The sequence below is a fragment of the Streptomyces sp. DvalAA-43 genome (assembly GCF_900091725.1).
GTDB lineage: Bacteria > Actinomycetota > Actinomycetes > Streptomycetales > Streptomycetaceae > Streptomyces > Streptomyces pulveraceus.
The window spans coordinates 131633-146871 of record NZ_FMBW01000037.1 but is presented as its reverse complement, the minus strand read 5'-3'; the positions used below and the strand labels follow the sequence as shown (position 1 = coordinate 146871).

19 protein-coding genes and 3 tRNA genes are annotated in these 15239 nt (G+C 70.6%); 14 read left to right on the top strand and 8 right to left on the bottom strand.

Going from position 1 to position 15239, the window contains the following annotated elements; translation table 11 throughout:
• Positions 1–78: 78 nt before the first annotated feature.
• The 3 genes from GA0115234_RS11440 to GA0115234_RS11430 all read right to left on the bottom strand — a co-directional run bounded on the left by GA0115234_RS11440 (position 79) and on the right by GA0115234_RS11430 (position 1140).
• The gene (locus GA0115234_RS11440) at positions 79–390 is read right to left on the bottom strand and encodes a hypothetical protein (RefSeq protein WP_141718419.1); all 312 of its coding nucleotides are present in this window, start codon (positions 388–390) and stop codon (positions 79–81) included.
• Between the two features lie 20 nt (positions 391–410).
• The gene (locus GA0115234_RS11435) at positions 411–713 is read right to left on the bottom strand and encodes a hypothetical protein (RefSeq protein WP_093540787.1); all 303 of its coding nucleotides are present in this window, start codon (positions 711–713) and stop codon (positions 411–413) included.
• Between the two features lie 184 nt (positions 714–897).
• A complete protein-coding gene (locus GA0115234_RS11430) occupies positions 898–1140 on the bottom strand; it encodes a hypothetical protein (RefSeq protein ID WP_093540786.1) in 243 nt (80 codons plus the stop codon).
• A 485-nt stretch (positions 1141–1625) separates the two neighbouring features.
• On the opposite strand from GA0115234_RS11430, the gene GA0115234_RS11425 reads away from it, so the two are divergent.
• The 3 genes from GA0115234_RS11425 (at position 1626) to GA0115234_RS11415 (ending at position 3674) form a co-directional block, all read left to right on the top strand.
• Positions 1626–2396 (top strand): GntR family transcriptional regulator, encoded by a 771-nt coding sequence (locus tag GA0115234_RS11425; RefSeq protein WP_237541274.1) that lies wholly within the window; start codon positions 1626–1628, stop codon positions 2394–2396.
• A complete protein-coding gene (locus GA0115234_RS11420) occupies positions 2377–2952 on the top strand; it encodes a GNAT family N-acetyltransferase (RefSeq protein WP_093540784.1) in 576 nt (191 codons plus the stop codon). Before GA0115234_RS11425 ends, GA0115234_RS11420 begins: the two co-directional genes overlap by 20 nt.
• 272 nt (positions 2953–3224) lie before the next feature.
• On the top strand, positions 3225–3674 hold the full coding sequence (locus GA0115234_RS11415) for a DUF523 domain-containing protein (protein ID WP_093540799.1): 450 nt from the start codon (positions 3225–3227) through the stop codon (positions 3672–3674).
• A gap of 21 nt (positions 3675–3695) precedes the next feature.
• Here GA0115234_RS11415 and GA0115234_RS11410 read toward each other — a convergent pair whose 3' ends face one another.
• On the bottom strand, positions 3696–4352 hold the full coding sequence (locus tag GA0115234_RS11410) for an SDR family oxidoreductase (RefSeq protein ID WP_093540798.1): 657 nt from the start codon (positions 4350–4352) through the stop codon (positions 3696–3698).
• A 34-nt stretch (positions 4353–4386) separates the two neighbouring features.
• A complete protein-coding gene (locus tag GA0115234_RS11405; RefSeq protein ID WP_093540783.1) occupies positions 4387–5679 on the bottom strand; it encodes an amidohydrolase family protein in 1293 nt (430 codons plus the stop codon).
• A gap of 362 nt (positions 5680–6041) precedes the next feature.
• Here GA0115234_RS11405 and GA0115234_RS11400 point away from each other — a divergent pair.
• The 8 genes from GA0115234_RS11400 (at position 6042) to GA0115234_RS11365 (ending at position 10783) form a co-directional block, all read left to right on the top strand.
• Positions 6042–6114: transfer RNA gene (locus tag GA0115234_RS11400), tRNA-Thr, on the top strand.
• A gap of 45 nt (positions 6115–6159) precedes the next feature.
• A tRNA-Met gene (locus GA0115234_RS11395) sits at positions 6160–6232 on the top strand.
• 89 nt (positions 6233–6321) lie between these two features.
• Complete coding sequence (gene rpmG / locus GA0115234_RS11390; RefSeq protein WP_003956487.1) at positions 6322–6486, top strand: 50S ribosomal protein L33; 165 nt, start codon at positions 6322–6324, stop codon at positions 6484–6486.
• Between the two features lie 105 nt (positions 6487–6591).
• Positions 6592–7044 carry a MaoC family dehydratase N-terminal domain-containing protein gene (locus tag GA0115234_RS11385; RefSeq protein ID WP_093540781.1) on the top strand — a complete coding sequence of 151 codons (453 nt, stop codon included), beginning with the start codon at positions 6592–6594 and terminating at the stop codon, positions 7042–7044.
• Complete coding sequence (locus tag GA0115234_RS11380; RefSeq protein ID WP_093540780.1) at positions 7044–7472, top strand: MaoC family dehydratase; 429 nt, start codon at positions 7044–7046, stop codon at positions 7470–7472. The genes GA0115234_RS11385 and GA0115234_RS11380 overlap by 1 nt, the downstream gene beginning before the upstream one ends.
• Before the next feature lie 119 nt (positions 7473–7591).
• Complete coding sequence (locus tag GA0115234_RS11375) at positions 7592–8140, top strand: TetR/AcrR family transcriptional regulator (protein ID WP_093540797.1); 549 nt, start codon at positions 7592–7594, stop codon at positions 8138–8140.
• Between the two features lie 88 nt (positions 8141–8228).
• A complete protein-coding gene (locus GA0115234_RS11370) occupies positions 8229–9647 on the top strand; it encodes an MFS transporter (protein WP_176729137.1) in 1419 nt (472 codons plus the stop codon).
• An 80-nt stretch (positions 9648–9727) separates the two neighbouring features.
• Positions 9728–10783, top strand: coding sequence for a UDP-N-acetylmuramate dehydrogenase (locus GA0115234_RS11365; protein ID WP_176729136.1), 1056 nt, complete (start codon positions 9728–9730; stop codon positions 10781–10783).
• A gap of 48 nt (positions 10784–10831) precedes the next feature.
• On the opposite strand, the gene GA0115234_RS11360 is transcribed toward GA0115234_RS11365, so the two are convergent.
• Positions 10832–11467 (bottom strand): NAD(P)-dependent oxidoreductase, encoded by a 636-nt coding sequence (locus GA0115234_RS11360; RefSeq protein WP_093540778.1) that lies wholly within the window; start codon positions 11465–11467, stop codon positions 10832–10834.
• An 87-nt stretch (positions 11468–11554) separates the two neighbouring features.
• Here GA0115234_RS11360 and GA0115234_RS11355 point away from each other — a divergent pair, with 87 nt between their 5' ends.
• On the top strand, positions 11555–12160 hold the full coding sequence (locus GA0115234_RS11355) for a TetR/AcrR family transcriptional regulator (protein ID WP_093540777.1): 606 nt from the start codon (positions 11555–11557) through the stop codon (positions 12158–12160).
• Positions 12161–12169: 9 nt separating this feature from the next.
• Here GA0115234_RS11355 and GA0115234_RS11350 read toward each other — a convergent pair whose 3' ends face one another.
• Both GA0115234_RS11350 and GA0115234_RS11345 read right to left on the bottom strand, forming a co-directional pair.
• Positions 12170–13192 (bottom strand): adenosine deaminase, encoded by a 1023-nt coding sequence (locus tag GA0115234_RS11350; protein ID WP_093540776.1) that lies wholly within the window; start codon positions 13190–13192, stop codon positions 12170–12172.
• A 120-nt stretch (positions 13193–13312) separates the two neighbouring features.
• Positions 13313–14539 carry a pyridoxal phosphate-dependent aminotransferase gene (locus GA0115234_RS11345; RefSeq protein ID WP_093540795.1) on the bottom strand — a complete coding sequence of 409 codons (1227 nt, stop codon included), beginning with the start codon at positions 14537–14539 and terminating at the stop codon, positions 13313–13315.
• A gap of 225 nt (positions 14540–14764) precedes the next feature.
• Here GA0115234_RS11345 and GA0115234_RS11340 point away from each other — a divergent pair.
• Together GA0115234_RS11340 and secE are read left to right on the top strand one after the other, a co-directional pair.
• A tRNA-Trp gene (locus tag GA0115234_RS11340) sits at positions 14765–14837 on the top strand.
• A gap of 106 nt (positions 14838–14943) precedes the next feature.
• The gene (gene secE, locus GA0115234_RS11335) at positions 14944–15231 is read left to right on the top strand and encodes a preprotein translocase subunit SecE (protein WP_093540775.1); all 288 of its coding nucleotides are present in this window, start codon (positions 14944–14946) and stop codon (positions 15229–15231) included.
• The last annotated feature ends 8 nt before the right edge of the window (positions 15232–15239 follow it).

Genomic DNA, 15239 nt, shown 5'->3' with positions numbered 1-15239 from the left:
CCAGCGACGGGGCGTCGAGGAGGACGTACAGCTCCCAGGTGCCGTACACGCCCGTTGCCATGCGCGCCTGAGGCAGCATCACGCCACCTCCGCCGGATTGTCGGCACGGTCCGCCAGGACGTACCCATAGCCGACCAGGTGGATGGTGACACCGTCCACGATGGTGTCGGCGCGCAGCCACATCAGAGGGCCACCTCCGCACTGCGTCCCCCGGACCACCTGAGCAGGGGCGACGCCCAGGGCGGCACGCCATGCCTCGAACTGACCGAGGCCGTCGTGGATGGACAGCTCCACCCGGGTGTCGTAGATCCTGGAGACCGCCGCGTCGGCGGCCGGCAGGTCAGGGAACCGGTCCGCCAGCGTCGCCAAGACCCTGATCGCAGCAGACATGCGGCCCATCGTCGACACGCTCATGCCGCCACCGCCGAACCGGCCGCGCAGCCCTTCACCAGGCGGACCGTGCGGCGCGGGCGACGGCCGTCCGGACGCCGCTTCAGCGGCAGCGTCCGCAGCAGCGACTCCGCGTAGGCCGCGACCTCCGGGTCACTCTCGCGGAGTTCCGCGAGAACCTCGCGCGCCACGTCCAGCCGCGCCGCCCGCTCCATCGCGGACTCGACGGCCGGACCGGTGAAGAGCTGGACGTCGATGCCGAGTGCCAGCTCGATGAATTCGTTCGCGGTAACGGGTTCGCGACCTGCGACGATGATTCTCATGGGTCGTTTTCTCCTAGCGGTGGGACGGCCCGAAACTGCGGCCCCGGTGTGTCAGCACCGGGGCCGCGGGCCGTTCAGTGGTTCCGCCCGACGATGCGAGCGGTCCGGCCGCCATTGGCGGCCGTAGTGCCCCGGGCCGGATTTGATCCGGCGCCCTCACGGCGGAATGCCGGGGCTGTGGGGGTCAGTCGAGGTCGAGGCAGTCGGGGATCTCGCCGTCGCGGAGTGCGGCGGCGATGTCCCGGTAGTCGGCGGCGTTGGACCTGGCGACCTGGGCGCACTTGGCAGCCACGGCCCGGGTGCGGGGGCCGTTGGTCATGTCGGCTGCGGCGCGGTCGCCATCGAGCGCGGCCTCCTCGGAGCGCTTGGCGGACGCGGTGAAGTAGTCGGCTTCGTCATTGAGGCGGGCACGGCTGAAGCGGGACATGCGGATCTCCTTTGGGATCAGACGCAGGTGGGAGGTAAGGAACGGAGAACCAGGGCTTCGCTGATCGGCCGTTGCGATGGCCGACCAGTCCCGAGCCTGTAAATCGGTGCGCCATGTCTCTGCCTGGCGCTCAGCAGGGCAGTTCGCTGCGGGTGGCACCCGGGGGTGTTCTCCAGGGCCGCAGGATTGTGCGTACAGCGCCGACGCGCCGCACTACTGCCGACGGCATCACCCGGCCGCCACGGGAGCGAGGGATCTCACCTCGCCTGAGTTCACTGTTCAGTTTTCAAGGAGCACGGCTTCCTTCGGGCTCGCTCCGTTACCGGACCCTCCGGGCACACCTGTACAGCAAGTTTGTACGTGACACCCCATCCGACTTGTCTGGAGGAGTGCCTTGGCATGAGACTGCCCGACCCGGGGTTGGAGAGTCAAGCCCCCTGGTCTAACTTGTATGGAGGAGTCGGACTGGAAGGGGTGTGGTGCTGATGCGACGCGGCATGACGAAGGCTCAGGAGATCGCCTATGACCTGCGTGAACGGATTTCGTCTGGTGCCCTGGCCGGAGGCGCGGCACTTCCCAGCGAGTCCAAGATGATGAGCGAATACGGCTACAGCAGGGAGACCATTCGCGCCGGAGTCCGCCTTCTCATCGACGAGGGCCTGGTCGTCGCTGGGCAAGGGCAGGGCAAGTACGTCCGCGAGGACTACCCCCCCGTTGTGTGGAACTGGTCGACCCTGGAAAGCCGAAGTCGGCACGCCAATGCAGTGGAGGGGCAGACCGCCGGCGACCAGTGGGCGAGCGCGGTCACGGAAGAAGGGAAAACCCCGCGACAGGAAATCACCGTGTCGATCGTGGAGCCGCCAGCTCACGTTCGCGAGTGCTTGGAACTTCCGTCGGCTGGCCTGGCTGTCGCGCGAAAGCGGGTCCGGTACGTCGATAACCGGCCTTACGCCCTTGCGGACTCGTACTTCCCTCAAGAACTCGTCACGGGCACACCCTTGATGGAGCCCCGCGACGTCTCCGCGCCCGGCGGAGTGCTTGCTTCGGTCGGGCTAGTGCAGGCCAAGTACCGAGATGAGATTTCGGTTCGCATGCCGACTCGGCAGGAGGCTGAGACCCTTGCGCTACCAGCAGCAACCCCCGTCGCGGAGCACACAAGAACGGGCTACGACGCGACTGGTCGACCCCTTCGTTGCATGGTCACTATTCTCCCCGGAGACAGGCACAAGATCCTCTATGAAGTCACCACAGACTGAGTACATCCGCCCCGCCGCGTCCGGTGACGTCCCTGATCTGATGTCCCTTCGGACGGAGGCGGAATTTTGGTTGCGAACCAAAGGAACTGACCAGTGGAGCGACCCCGAAACCGGTGAACGCGCTATTGCGAAATGGCGTACGAATATCGATGAAGGGCGGGCATGGGTTGTCGTTGGTGAGCGGAACCAGGTGCTGGCGACGGTCAGTCGTGGTGCAGTCGACCGTGATTTCTGGACGGACGCCGACCTTCCTGAAACGGCTCTCTACCTCTACAAACTGATCGTCTCGCGAGACGCGGCTGGGCGGCACCTAGGGGTGCGGATCATCGACTGGATGTCTCGCCTCGCGGCGCTGGAAGGGCGAGAGTGGGTACGCGTTGACACGTGGCGCACGAACATCGGCCTGCACGCCTACTACGAGCGTCTGGGCTTCAAGCACGTACGTACGGAGGCACCGTCGCACAGGCTCTCGGGCTGGCTTGCTCAGCGGCCGGCCGGGGACCTCTCGATGCCTCACAAGCTCTTGGCGGTGGGAACCAGTGATGCCCCCGACTGAGGAGACCGGCGTTCGCTTCTCCGCGCTTGGCCCGGCGGGTCAGGTGCCCCTAGGATCTCCCCCAGACGTTCCCCAGCGAGACAGGTGTCAGCGAAAGTGGCTGGTCAGAGGGGCAAGGACTAGCCCGCTGTAAATCTGCCGGCTCAGCCTACCCAGGTTCGAACCCTGGCGCCGCCACAAGGTAAGGCCCCTGTCTCAGACAGGGGCCTTCTTTGTTTTCCGCCGATTTTCCGCCGCGTTTGCCTCGTCGCTGCTACGAGAGGGCCGTGAACATGGAATCCGTACTGGTCAGTGCCTGTCTGCAGGGCGTGCCCTGCCGGTTCGACGGCCGCGCCAAGGCCTCCGACGAGATGACCGCGGCCATCGGTGACCGCCGCCCCGTCGCCTTCTGCCCCGAGGTCTCCGCCGGACTGCCCACCCCGCGCCGCCCCGCCGAGATCGTCGGCGGTGACGGCCACGACGTGCTGGACGGCCGAGCCCGCGTCGTCGACGACACCGGGCACGACGTCACGGAGGCGTTCGTGGACGGCGCGGGACGGGCGCTGGAGGCCGCGCGCCGGGCCGGGTGCACCGAGGCGCTGCTGATGGCCCGCAGCCCTTCCTGCGGGCGTGGAGCGGTTTATGACGGTACGTTCACCGGCGAGCTCCGCGCGGGCGACGGCGTCACCGCCGCACTGCTGGAGCGCCACGGCATCACCGTCCGCCCGGCACCGTCCGCCTGATCCGGGGCAGAGGCCGCCCCGTCAGTTCCCCGCGACGTCCTTCACCGCGACCGCCACCGGCACGTTCCCCGAGATGAGCTCCAGCGTCAGCCCCGCCGTCGCCGGGGTCTCCAGCAGCTCCAGCAGCGCCGCCGCCACGTCGTCGCGCGGCACCGGCCCCCGGCCGGTCGAGGCGGTCAGCAGGACCGTCCCCTTGCCCGCGTCGTTCGTCAGCATCCCGGGGCGCAGGATCGTCCAGTCGAGCGCGCTCCTGGAGCGCACGTACGCGTCCGCCGCACCCTTGGCCCGCAGATACGCGTCGAAGACCTCGTCGCCCGTGCGGTCGGGGTCGGCGCCCATCGACGAGACCACGACGTAGCGCCGCACGCCCGCCCGTTCCGCCGCGTCGGCGAAGAGCACCGCCGCCCCGCGGTCCACCGTCTCCTTGCGTGCCGCGCCGCTGTCCGGGCCCGCACCGGCCGCGAAGACCACCGCGTCGGCCCCGCGCAGCACCTGCGCCACCTCCTCCACGGAGGCGGATTCGAGATCCAGGACGACCGGCTCGGCACCCGCCGCCCGGAGATCCTCGCCCTGGTCCGGATTGCGGATGATGCCCACGGCTTCGTCCCCGCGCGCGGCGAGCAGCCGCTCCAGCCGCAGCGCGATCTGACCATGTCCACCTGCGATGACAATGCGCATGGTCACGACCGTACGCCGCGACGGCCCGCCGCGCTCAGGGCCCGCCGCAGGGACCCGGATCCGGTCTCCCCTGGCGGGGCAGATCGAGGGCGACGACGGTCTCGGAGTCGCAGTACTCGCGCACCGCACTCGTCCGCGCCACCACCCGGCCGCGATGCACCACGATCCGGCTGTAGGCGAGCGAGAGCACGCCCGCGAGCCGCTCCCCGCGCACGGCGAGCAGCTCGGCCGGGAAGCCCGCCTCGACCCTGACTCCGGGCAGTCCCATCGCCGCCCTGGCCACCGAGGACACCGCCTCGTACGCCTCCGCGGCCGGCAGCCCGTGCTGCGAGGCGAGCAGGTAGGCGGCCTCCAGGGGGTCACCGCGGCCCACGGGGTTCGCGACGTCCCGCAGCGCCCCGCTGCCCGCCGCGACCCGTACCCCGGCCGCCCGGAGCAGCCGTACGGGGGCGCTGCCCCGGTCCTCCGCGCCGCAGCAGCCGCCCTGGGGGAGGCAGATCACCGTCACCCCGGCCGCGGCCAGCTGGTCGGCGGCGCGGCCCGCGGCCTGCGGAGGGAGCCGGGAGAGGCCGGCGCACGGGCCGAGGGAGACGCCGGGCCGCAGCCCTCCGGCCATGGCGGCCAGCCGGCCGAGCCGGGCCGGATCGTCGCCGTCCGTGTGCAGATCGACCGGGCAGCCCTGTTCGGCGGCGACCTCCAGGACGGCTTCCGCGTACCCCGCCGGGTCCGGATCGAGGTCCGGGCAGCCGCCGATGGCACCGGCCCCCATCTTCACCGCGTCGCGCAGCATGGCCAGGTTGCCGGCGCCCGCGACGCCGGTGAGCAGCCGGGGCACGGCGACCGGGGCCAGGTCGGTCAGCCCGCGCAGCGAACGGCGTGCCTGCAGCGCGGCTTCGAGCGGGGCGAGGCCCTGGACGTCCCCGATCCGCACGTGCGAGCGCAGCGCCGTGGCGCCGTGGCCGAGCTGGAGCAGGGCGGCCTCGGTGGCGCGGCGCCGGATGTCCTCCGGACGGTGCGACGCCGGTCCCGGGAGGCCGGGGCCCGCACCGTCGGCGGTGAGCGCGGTGTCGCTGTGGGCGTGGGGTTCGACGGGGGCGGGGAGCAGCAGATAGCCGCGCAGGTCCAGCCGGGGACCGGACGTGGCCAGACTGCCCGCCGTGCCGACGGCCTCGATGCGGCCGCCGCCGAGCCGTACGTCCACGACGCGGCCGTCGGCGAGGCGGGCGCCGCAGAGCACCGGGCCGGCCTCGGCCGGGGGGACGGTGCCGGGGCCGTCGGTCGCGTCGGCGTCGTGGTCGTCCGGCTGCCACGGCTGGCTGTCGGGCATCGCGCTCCCGGGAGAGGGGACACGATCACGCGGAGTGAGTCGAGCCCAGGGTCTTCTGTCGGATCGGGCCGGGCCCGTGTGCCCCGGTGTCCCGGACGCACGACCCTAGGGGCGTGTTCGGCCGGGTTCGAGGAGGAGCGAAATAGTCGTACCGGCGTGGTCCCGGGGGGCGCGTGGGACGGGGGTGCACGGCTGTGACGGCGGTGCACCACGGGACCGCCGAGGCGCTGCTCAGGCGGCCGACGGGCGGTCTCCGGGGCCGTCGCCCACGGGATCGGCGGGGTGTCGATCAAGGCCGCCGGAAGGGGCCCCGAAACGGATTTGGGCGATCGGCGACAGACCGTGTAATGTCTTCATCGCTCGCCCCAATAGCTCAGTCGGTAGAGCGTCTCCATGGTAAGGAGAAGGTCTGCGGTTCGATTCCGCATTGGGGCTCTGGTGATCGGGAAACCCCGCTTCGGCGGGGGGACTCGTCATCAAAGCGGTGTAGCTCAGTCGGTAGAGCAAGCGGCTCATAATCGCTGTGTCACCGGTTCAAGTCCGGTCACCGCTACTTACGGTAGCCGATTGCGGGGTCGGTCCTTCGATCGGCTACTCTTTTTTGCGTTCATCCGTCCATCCGTCCGTCCAAGGAGCACTCACGTGGCTGCCACCGACGTCCGCCCGAAGATCACGCTGGCCTGCGTGGAGTGCAAGGAGCGGAACTACATCACCAAGAAGAACCGGCGTAACAACCCGGACCGTCTTGAGATGAAGAAGCACTGCCCGCGCTGCAACTCGCACACCGCGCACCGCGAAACGCGCTAGAAACAGGCTCGTACACGAGGCCGTCCCCATTGGGGGCGGCCTCGTGTCGTTGTATGAAGGCTGTTCTTCGGCCTGTTCATCTTTCATCCAGGAGGTAGCGAGCTCATGGCGCTCGACCAGTCCTTCGTGGGGCGGACCTATCCGCCCACCCCGCCGTACGAGGTCGGCCGGGAGAAGATCCGAGAGTTCGCCGAGGCGGTGGGCGACACCAATCCGGTGTACGTCGACCCCGAGGCCGCGAAGGCATTCGGTCACAGTGATGTGATCGCGCCGCCGACGTTCGTCTTCTCGATCACCTTCAAGGCCGCCGGGCAGGTGGTCCGGGACCCGCAGCTGGGCCTGGACTACAGCCGGGTGGTGCACGGCGACCAGAAGTTCGCCTATGCGCGCCCCGTCCGGGCGGGGGACCGGCTGACGGTCACCTCGACGATCGAGGCCATCAAGTCCCTGGCGGGCAACGACATCGTGGATGTCCGTGGCGAGGTCCACGACGAGTCCGGCGAGCATGTGGTGACCGCGTGGACGAAGCTGGTGGCGCGCGCCGCCGAGGAGGCGTGATGACGGCGAAGGTCGCATACGAGTCGGTCGAGGTCGGTACGGAGCTGCCGGCGCAGTCCTTCCCGGTGACCCGGGCGACGCTGGTGCAGTACGCGGGCGCTTCCGGCGACTTCAACCCGATCCACTGGAACGAGAAGTTCGCCCGCGAGGTCGGGCTGCCGGATGTGATCGCGCACGGCATGTTCACCATGGCCGAGGCGATCCGGGTGGTCACGGACTGGCTCGGCGACCCGGGCGCGGTCGTCGAGTACGGGGTGCGGTTCACCAAGCCGGTCATCGTGCCGAACGACGACGACGGCGCCCTGATCGAGGTCAGCGCCAAGGTTGCCGCCCTGCTGGACGACAAGCAGGTGCGGGTGGACCTCACGGCCATGAGCGAGGGCAAGAAGGTGCTGGGCATGTCCCGCGCCGTGGTGCGGCTCGGCTGAGCCCGTACCGGGCAGCACGGGTGAGGGGCACGGTCCACGGGGCCGTGCCCCTCACCCGTGTCCGGGGCGGCCGCTTGACCAAGTTAGTGATTGAGCACTAACTTTCTCGCATGGTCAGGATGAGTGCAGAAGAGCGGCGCGAGAGCGTCATCCGTGCGGCGATCGTCGAATTCGCCCGGGGCGGGTACAGCGGCACCTCCACCGAGGCGATCGCCAAGCGCGTCGGCGTCTCGCAGCCGTATCTCTTCCGTCTCTTCCCCAACAAGCAGGCCATGTTCCTCGCGGCCGTCGAGCGGTGCCTCGCGGACACCCGCACGGTCTTCGCGGAGGCCGCCGAAGGGCTTGAGGGCGAGGAGGCGGTGCGGGCGATGGCCACCGCGTACCAGCGGCTCATCGTCGACGACCCCGACAAGCTCCAGATGCAGATGCAGACCTACGCCGCCGTCGCGAGCGCCGAGGCGTCCGGGGACCGGGAGTTCGTCGACGCGGCACGTGCCGCCTGGCTGGAGATGTGGGACGAGACCCATCTCGCCCTGGGGGGCGACGTCAAGGAAACGACGACGTTCTGGGCGTTCGGCATGCTCATCAACACGTTGACCTCGTTCGGCTTCCCGGCCGGGCACCGGGTCTGGTCGGGGTTCTACGACGAGGCCAGGCCGATCGCCTGAACAGCGCGACCCGGGTCTCCGCCCGGTTTTCTGCCCAGAGAAGTTAGTCATTGATAACTAATCCACAGGGGGAGCAGTGAACCAGCCCATGACAGGCCGCTCGGGAGCGGTCTGGGCCCTCGTCATCACCAGCGTCGCCGGATTCATGGCGGCCCTCGACAACCTCGTCGTCACCACCGCCCTGCCCTCCATCCGCAAGAGCCTCGGCGGTGAACTGGCCGAGCTGGAATGGACGGTGAACGCCTACACCCTCACCTTCGCCGTGCTGCTGATGCTCGGCGCGTCCCTCGGCGACAGGTTCGGCCGCCGCCGGCTCTTCCTCACCGGACTCACCGTCTTCACCGGCGCCTCCGCCGCGGCCGCCCTCTCGCCCGGGATCAACGAACTGATCGCCTTCCGGGCGGTCCAGGGCGTGGGTGCCGCGATCATGATGCCGCTGACGCTCACCCTGCTCACGGCCGCCGTACCGCCCGCCCGCCGGGGCGCCGCGCTCGGCATCTTCAGCGCCGTCACCGGACTGGCCGTGGCCAGCGGACCCCTGATCGGCGGCAGCCTCACCGAGCACCTGTCCTGGCAGTGGATCTTCTGGCTGAACGTCCCGGTCGGCCTGGTCCTGCTGCCGCTGGCACGGCTGCGCCTGAAGGAGTCGTACGCGCCGGACGCACGGCTCGACATCCCCGGCACGCTCCTGGTCAGCGGCGGGCTGTTCGGCATCGTCTACGGCCTGGTCAACGCCAACTCCGACGGCTGGACCAGCCCCACCGTCCTCGGCGCGCTGATCGTGGGCGCGGCGCTCCTGGCCGGCTTCATCCGCCACGGTTTCCGCGCGAAGCGCCCCATGCTGCCCATGCGGCTCTTCCGGGACCGCGCGTTCTTCGGGATCAACATGGCGAGCATGCTGATGTTCCTGGGCATGTTCGGGTCGATATTCCTGCTCAGCCAGTACTTCCAGGGCGTGCTGGGGTACTCGCCCACCGAGGCCGGCCTGCGGATGCTGCCCTGGACCGGAATGCCGATGCTCGTCGCCCCCGTCGCGGGGATACTCTCCGACCGGTTCGGCGGCCGACCGGTGGTCGTGGCCGGACTCGCCCTCCAGGCGGCCGGCCTCGCGTACTTCGCGACGATCATCGCGCCCGACGCCTCGTACGTCTCGCAGCTGCCCGGACTGATCGTCGGCGGGGTCGGCATGGCCCTGTACTTCGCACCCGCCGCCAGTCTCGTGATGTCCAGCGTCCGCCCCGAGGAGCAGGGCATCGCCTCCGGCGCCAACAACGCCCTGCGCGAGGTCGGCGGAGCCCTCGGGGTCGCCGTGCTCGCCACGGTCTTCTCCTCGCAGGGCGGTTACGACTCCGCGGCGTCCTTCACGGACGGGACCGTTCCGGCGGTCTGGATCGGTGCCGCGGCGGTGGGCCTGGCCGCCCTCGCCGCCCTGCTGATCCCGGGCCGCCGCGCTCCCCGGGCCCCGGAGCCCGCGGTGGCCACCGAGCGCACCCCCGTCGCCGCCTGAGAGCCTGTCGGGCCGTGGCCCCGCGCGTACGGTCCGTGCCCCGCCCGAGCGGCGGGGGCGCGGACCGTACCCTTGTTTCCGTGCAGGAACTCCATGACGCGCCCCTCGCCCCCCTGACCACCTTCCGGCTGGGCGGCCCCGCCACCCGCCTCCTCACGGCGACCACCGACGCCGAGGTGATCGAAGCCGTCCGCGAGGCCGACGCGAGCGGCACCCCGCTCCTCGTCATCGGCGGCGGCAGCAACCTGGTCATCGGCGACAAGGGCTTCGACGGCACCGCCCTGCGCATCGCGACCGAGGGCTTCGCGCTGAACGGCACGACGCTGGAGCTCGCCGCGGGCGAGATCTGGACGGACGTGGTGGCCCGCACCGTCGAAGCCGGCCTCGCGGGCATCGAGTGCCTGGCCGGAATCCCGGGCTCCGCGGGCGCGACACCGATCCAGAACGTCGGCGCGTACGGTCAGGAGGTCTCCTCCACCATCACGGAGGTCGTCGCCTACGACCGGCACGCCGGGGAAACGGTCACCATCCCGAACGCCGACTGCGCGTTCTCGTACCGGCACAGTCGTTTCAAGGCCGAACCCGACCGTTTCGTGGTGCTGCGGGTCCGCTTCGAGCTGGAGGACGCGGGCGGTCTGTCCGCGCCGCTGCGGTACGCCGAGACGGCCCGCGCCATGGGCGTCGAGCAGGGCGAGCGCGTGCCCGCCGCGGCCGCCCGCGCGACGGTGCTCGGGCTCCGCGCCGGCAAGGGCATGGTGCTGGACCCGGAGGACCACGACTCCTGGTCGGCGGGCTCCTTCTTCACCAACCCGATCCTGGAGGAGGCCGAGTACGCGGCGTTCCTCGCCCGCGCCGAGGACCGGCTCGGCCCCGGGACGACGCCCCCCGCCTTCCCCGCGGACGGGGGACGCGTCAAGACCTCGGCGGCCTGGCTCATCGACAAGGCCGGTTTCACCAAGGGGTACGGCACCGGCCCGGCCCGCATCTCCACCAAGCACACCCTCGCCCTCACCAACCGGGGCGAGGCGACCACCGAGGACCTCCTCGCCCTCGCCCGCGAGGTCGTCGCCGGGGTCCACGAGGCGTTCGGCGTCACGCTCGTCAACGAACCGGTGACGGTCGGCGTGAGCCTCTAGGGCCTGTCCGGCCCTGATACGCCGGACCGGCCCCGGGGCCGGTCCCGCTCAGTACGCCACGCCCACGCCCTGCTTCACCGACGCCGGATCGTCGACCAGCGCCAGCATCGCGTGTGCCACATCGGCGCGGGAGAGGGTGCGGCCGCTGCGCGGGGTGCCGCCGACGGCCGTGCGGTACGTCCCCGTCAGCGGCCCGTCGGTGAGCTTCGGCGGCCGTACGGACGTCCAGTCCGCCGTGCTCCGGGCCAGCGCGGCCTCCATCCGGGTCAGATCCGCGTAGACCTCCTTGAGGACCGCCCCGATCACCCTGCGGACCAGCCGGTCCAGCGGCGGGTCGTCGGCCGGGCGGGGGCCGACCGGGGCCGCGCTGACCACCAGCAGCCGCCGCACCCTCTCGGCCTCCATCGCCGTCAGCACCGACCCGGTGAGCCGCTCGGCGACCCCGTCCGCCTTCCGGCCGCGCGAGCCGAGCGCGGAGAGCACCGCGTCCCGGCCCGCCACCGCCTCGCGCAGCGCCTCCGGCTCGTCCAGCCGCGCGGCCGTGTGGACCTGTACGTCGGAGAGCGGGACGGGCAGCCGCGCCGGGTCGCGGACCACCGCCGTCACCTCATGGCCCGCCGACACCGCCTGGCGGACGATCTCCTGACCGACGCCCCCCGTGGCGCCGAACACCGTGATCCTCATTGCGCACCCTCCCAGGGTGAGTAAGTATTCACTCACCCATAGAGTGAGTGGGTACTCACCACCTCGTCAAGCTTCGTTGGAGTGCGCATGGAGCAGAAGCCGGCCCGCGTCCGCATCATCGACGCCGCCCATCAGCTGATGCTCACCATCGGCCTGGCCCGCGCCACCACCAAGGAGATCGCCCGAGCCGCAGGCTGCTCCGAGGCCGCGCTCTACAAGCACTTCGCGAGCAAGGAGGAGCTGTTCGTGGCCGTGCTCAAGGAACGGCTGCCCCGGCTCAACCCGCTGCTGAAACGGCTCATCGCGTCCCCGGGGGCGGGGGAGCGCACCGTCGAGCAGAACCTCACCGAGATCGCCCGCCAGGCCGCGCTCTTCTACGAGCAGAGCTTCCCGATCGCCGCCTCGCTGTACGCCGAGCCCAGGCTCAAGGAGCGCCACAACGAGGCGATGAGGGAGCTCGGCACCGGCCCGCACATGCCCATCCGCGGCCTCGACGCCTATCTGCGCTCCGAACGGGCAGCAGGCCGGGTGCGGGCCGACGCGGACACCTACGCGGCCGCCTCGCTGCTGCTGGGAGCCTGCGCGCAGCGGGCGTTCGCCTACGAGGCCACGGCGGACGGGACCCCGCCGCAGCCCCTCGCCGAGTTCGCCGCGTCCCTGGCGAGGACGCTGATGCGGGGCGTCGGCGCGTAACCCCTCGCCCTACCCCGCGGGCTTCGCCAGCCAGTCGTCGACGCCCGCCAGGAGCTCCGCCCGGACCGGGGCCGGCGCGGCGGAGCCCCGGACCGACTGCCGTGCCAGCTCCGCCAGCTCCGCGTCCGTGAACCCGTGATGGCGCCGTACGAGGTCGTACTGCGCGGCCAGCCTGGAACCGAAGAGCAGCGGGTCGTCCGCGCCCAGCGCCATCGGCACCCCGGCCTCGAAGAGCGTGCGCAGGGGCACGTCGGCGGGCTTCTCGTAGACACCCAGGGCCACGTTCGACGACGGGCAGACCTCGCAGGTCACCCCGCGCTCCGCCAGCGTGCGCAGCAGCCGGGGATCCTCGGCCGCCCGGACACCGTGCCCGATCCGGGCCGCGTCGAGATCGTCCAGGCAGTCCCGCACGCTGGCCGGGCCGGACAGCTCACCGCCGTGCGGCGCCGCCAGCAGACCGCCCTCGCGGGCGATGGCGAAGGCCCGGTCGAAGTCCCGGGCCATTCCGCGCCGCTCGTCGTTGGAGAGCCCGAAACCGACCACGCCCCGGTCCACGTACCGCACCGCGAGCCGGGCGAGCGTGCGGGCGTCCAGCGGGTGCTTCATCCGGTTCGCCGCGATCACCACCCGGATCGGCAGCCCCGTCTCGCGCGAGGCGCTGTCCACCGCGTCCAGGATGATCTCGATCGCCGGGATCAGCCCGCCGAGCAGCGGCGCGTACGACGTGGGGTCGACCTGGATCTCCATCCAGCCGGAGCCGTCCGCGACGTCCTCCTGGGCCGCCTCGCGCACCAGCCGCTGGATGTCCTCGGGGGCCCGGAGACAGGACCGGGCGATGTCGTAGAGCCGCTGGAAGCGGAACCATCCGCGCTCGTCCGTGGCCCGTAGTTTCGGCGGCTCGCCGCCGGTCAGGGCGTCCGGCAGGTGCACGCCGTACTTGTCGGCGAGTTCGAGCAGGGTCGTCGGCCGCATCGACCCGGTGAAATGCAGGTGCAGGTGGGCCTTGGGCAACAGCCGTACATCACGCTCCATCCCAAGATCCTGCCGCACACGTGGGGTCGAGCGGTAGCCGCTTTCCCGATCGAGTTGAACCCCGAACGGAGAAGCGACCCCCGGCCGGAGCCGGGGGTCGCTTCCGACCGGCGGGACGTCCTACGCCTTGGCCTCGCCCAGCAGCTTCTGGAGCCGCGAGACGCCCTCGACCAGGTCGTCGTCGCCCAGGGCGTACGAGAGGCGGAGGTAGCCCGGCGTACCGAAGGCCTCGCCCGGTACGACCGCGACCTCGGCCTCGTCCAGGATCAGCGCAGCCAGCTCGACCGAGGTGGCCGGGCGTCGGCCGCGGATCTCCTTGCCGAGCAGCTCCTTCACCGACGGGTACGCGTAGAACGCGCCCTCGGGCTCCGGGCACAGCACCCCGTCGATCTCGTTGAGCATCCGGACGATGGTCCGGCGGCGCCGGTCGAAGGCCGTGCGCATCTCGGCGACCGCGTCCAGCTTCCCGGAGACGGCGGCCAGCGCGGCGACCTGGGCCACGTTGGAGACGTTGGACGTGGCGTGCGACTGGAGGTTGGTCGCGGCCTTGACGACGTCCTTCGGGCCGATGAGCCAGCCCACCCGCCAGCCGGTCATCGCGTACGTCTTGGCGACGCCGTTGACCACGATGCACCTGTCGCGCAGCTCGGGCACGATCGCGGGCAGCGAGGTGAACTTCGCGTCGCCGTAGACCAGGTGCTCGTAGATCTCGTCGGTCAGCACCCACAGGCCGTGCTCGACGGCCCAGCGGCCGATCGCCTCGGCGTCGGCCTCGCTGTACACGGCGCCGGTGGGGTTCGACGGCGAGACGAACAGGACGACCTTCGTGCGCTCGGTGCGCGCCGCCTCCAGCTGCTCGACGGAGACCCGGTAGCCGGTGGTCTCGTCGGCCACGACCTCCACCGGGACCCCGCCGGCCAGCCGGATCGACTCGGGGTAGGTGGTCCAGTACGGGGCGGGGACGATGACCTCGTCGCCCGGGTCGAGGATCGCGGCGAACGCCTCGTAGATGGCCTGCTTGCCGCCGTTGGTCACGAGGATCTGCGAGGCGTCGACCGCGTAGCCGGAGTCGCGCAGCGTCTTCTCCGCGATGGCGGCCTTGAGCTCCGGGAGCCCTCCTGCCGGGGTGTAGCGGTGGTACTTCGGGTTGCGGCAGGCCTCGACCGCGGCGTCGACGATGTAGCCGGGGGTCGGGAAGTCGGGCTCACCGGCACCGAAGCCGATCACCGGACGACCGGCGGCCTTGAGGGCCTTGGCCTTGGCGTCGACGGCGAGAGTGGCGGATTCGGAGATCGCACCGATGCGGGCGGAGACCCGGCGCTCGGAGGGGGGGATTGCAGCGCTCATGACCCCCATGGTCCCAGAACGTCCCCCCTGCCGGCGCAGGGGTTTCAGGGACCGGACACGACTCGGACAGCATGCGGACAAGATGCGACCAGGAGTTGTCGGGAGCTATCTGTTCGACGCCGGGCCGCTGAACACGTACACTCACCTGTCGTTGGCCTTCACCAGCCGCACCGTTCCCGCACCGGGACCATCCGGGAAGATGCGGTAGGTTGGTGGAAACCACAAAGGGTCGTAGCTCAATTGGTAGAGCACTGGTCTCCAAAACCAGCGGTTGGGGGTTCAAGTCCCTCCGGCCCTGCTACACACTCCTTCGCCAGGATGTGTGCGCATGTACGTACTTCAATGCACCGCCGTGCGGCTCCACCGGGCGCGGCACGGCCATGACCCGGAATCAGGTGAGAAGCGTGACGGACGCCGTGGGCTCCATCGACATGCCTGATGCCGAGGATGAAGTACCCGAGTCGAAGAAGAAGACCCGGAAGGGCGGCAAGCGCGGAAAGAAGGGCCCTCTGGGCCGTCTCGCGCTGTTCTACCGCCAGATCGTCGCCGAGTTGCGCAAGGTCGTCTGGCCTACTCGCAGCCAGCTGACGACTTACACCACAGTGGTGATTGTCTTCGTCGTCGTCATGATCGGTCTGGTTACCGTGATTGACTTCGGATTCCAGCGGGTCATCAAGTACGTCTTCGGCTGATCCCGCGG

Coding starts and splice junctions, on each gene's coding strand:
- GA0115234_RS11440 (WP_141718419.1), bottom strand. CDS start 390: ATGTCTGCTGCGATCAGGGTCTTGGCGACGCTGGCGGACCGGTTCCCT.
- GA0115234_RS11350 (WP_093540776.1), bottom strand. CDS start 13,192: ATGGAGCGTGATGTACGGCTGTTGCCCAAGGCCCACCTGCACCTGCAT.
- GA0115234_RS11405 (WP_093540783.1), bottom strand. CDS start 5,679: ATGCCCGACAGCCAGCCGTGGCAGCCGGACGACCACGACGCCGACGCG.
- GA0115234_RS11360 (WP_093540778.1), bottom strand. CDS start 11,467: ATGAGGATCACGGTGTTCGGCGCCACGGGGGGCGTCGGTCAGGAGATC.
- GA0115234_RS11385 (WP_093540781.1), top strand. CDS start 6,592: ATGGCGCTCGACCAGTCCTTCGTGGGGCGGACCTATCCGCCCACCCCG.
- GA0115234_RS11355 (WP_093540777.1), top strand. CDS start 11,555: ATGGAGCAGAAGCCGGCCCGCGTCCGCATCATCGACGCCGCCCATCAG.
- GA0115234_RS11415 (WP_093540799.1), top strand. CDS start 3,225: ATGGAATCCGTACTGGTCAGTGCCTGTCTGCAGGGCGTGCCCTGCCGG.
- GA0115234_RS11430 (WP_093540786.1), bottom strand. CDS start 1,140: ATGTCCCGCTTCAGCCGTGCCCGCCTCAATGACGAAGCCGACTACTTC.
- GA0115234_RS11375 (WP_093540797.1), top strand. CDS start 7,592: ATGAGTGCAGAAGAGCGGCGCGAGAGCGTCATCCGTGCGGCGATCGTC.
- GA0115234_RS11380 (WP_093540780.1), top strand. CDS start 7,044: ATGACGGCGAAGGTCGCATACGAGTCGGTCGAGGTCGGTACGGAGCTG.
- GA0115234_RS11410 (WP_093540798.1), bottom strand. CDS start 4,352: ATGCGCATTGTCATCGCAGGTGGACATGGTCAGATCGCGCTGCGGCTG.
- GA0115234_RS11425 (WP_237541274.1), top strand. CDS start 1,626: ATGCGACGCGGCATGACGAAGGCTCAGGAGATCGCCTATGACCTGCGT.
- GA0115234_RS11345 (WP_093540795.1), bottom strand. CDS start 14,539: ATGAGCGCTGCAATCCCCCCCTCCGAGCGCCGGGTCTCCGCCCGCATC.
- GA0115234_RS11420 (WP_093540784.1), top strand. CDS start 2,377: ATGAAGTCACCACAGACTGAGTACATCCGCCCCGCCGCGTCCGGTGAC.
- GA0115234_RS11370 (WP_176729137.1), top strand. CDS start 8,229: ATGACAGGCCGCTCGGGAGCGGTCTGGGCCCTCGTCATCACCAGCGTC.
- GA0115234_RS11435 (WP_093540787.1), bottom strand. CDS start 713: ATGAGAATCATCGTCGCAGGTCGCGAACCCGTTACCGCGAACGAATTC.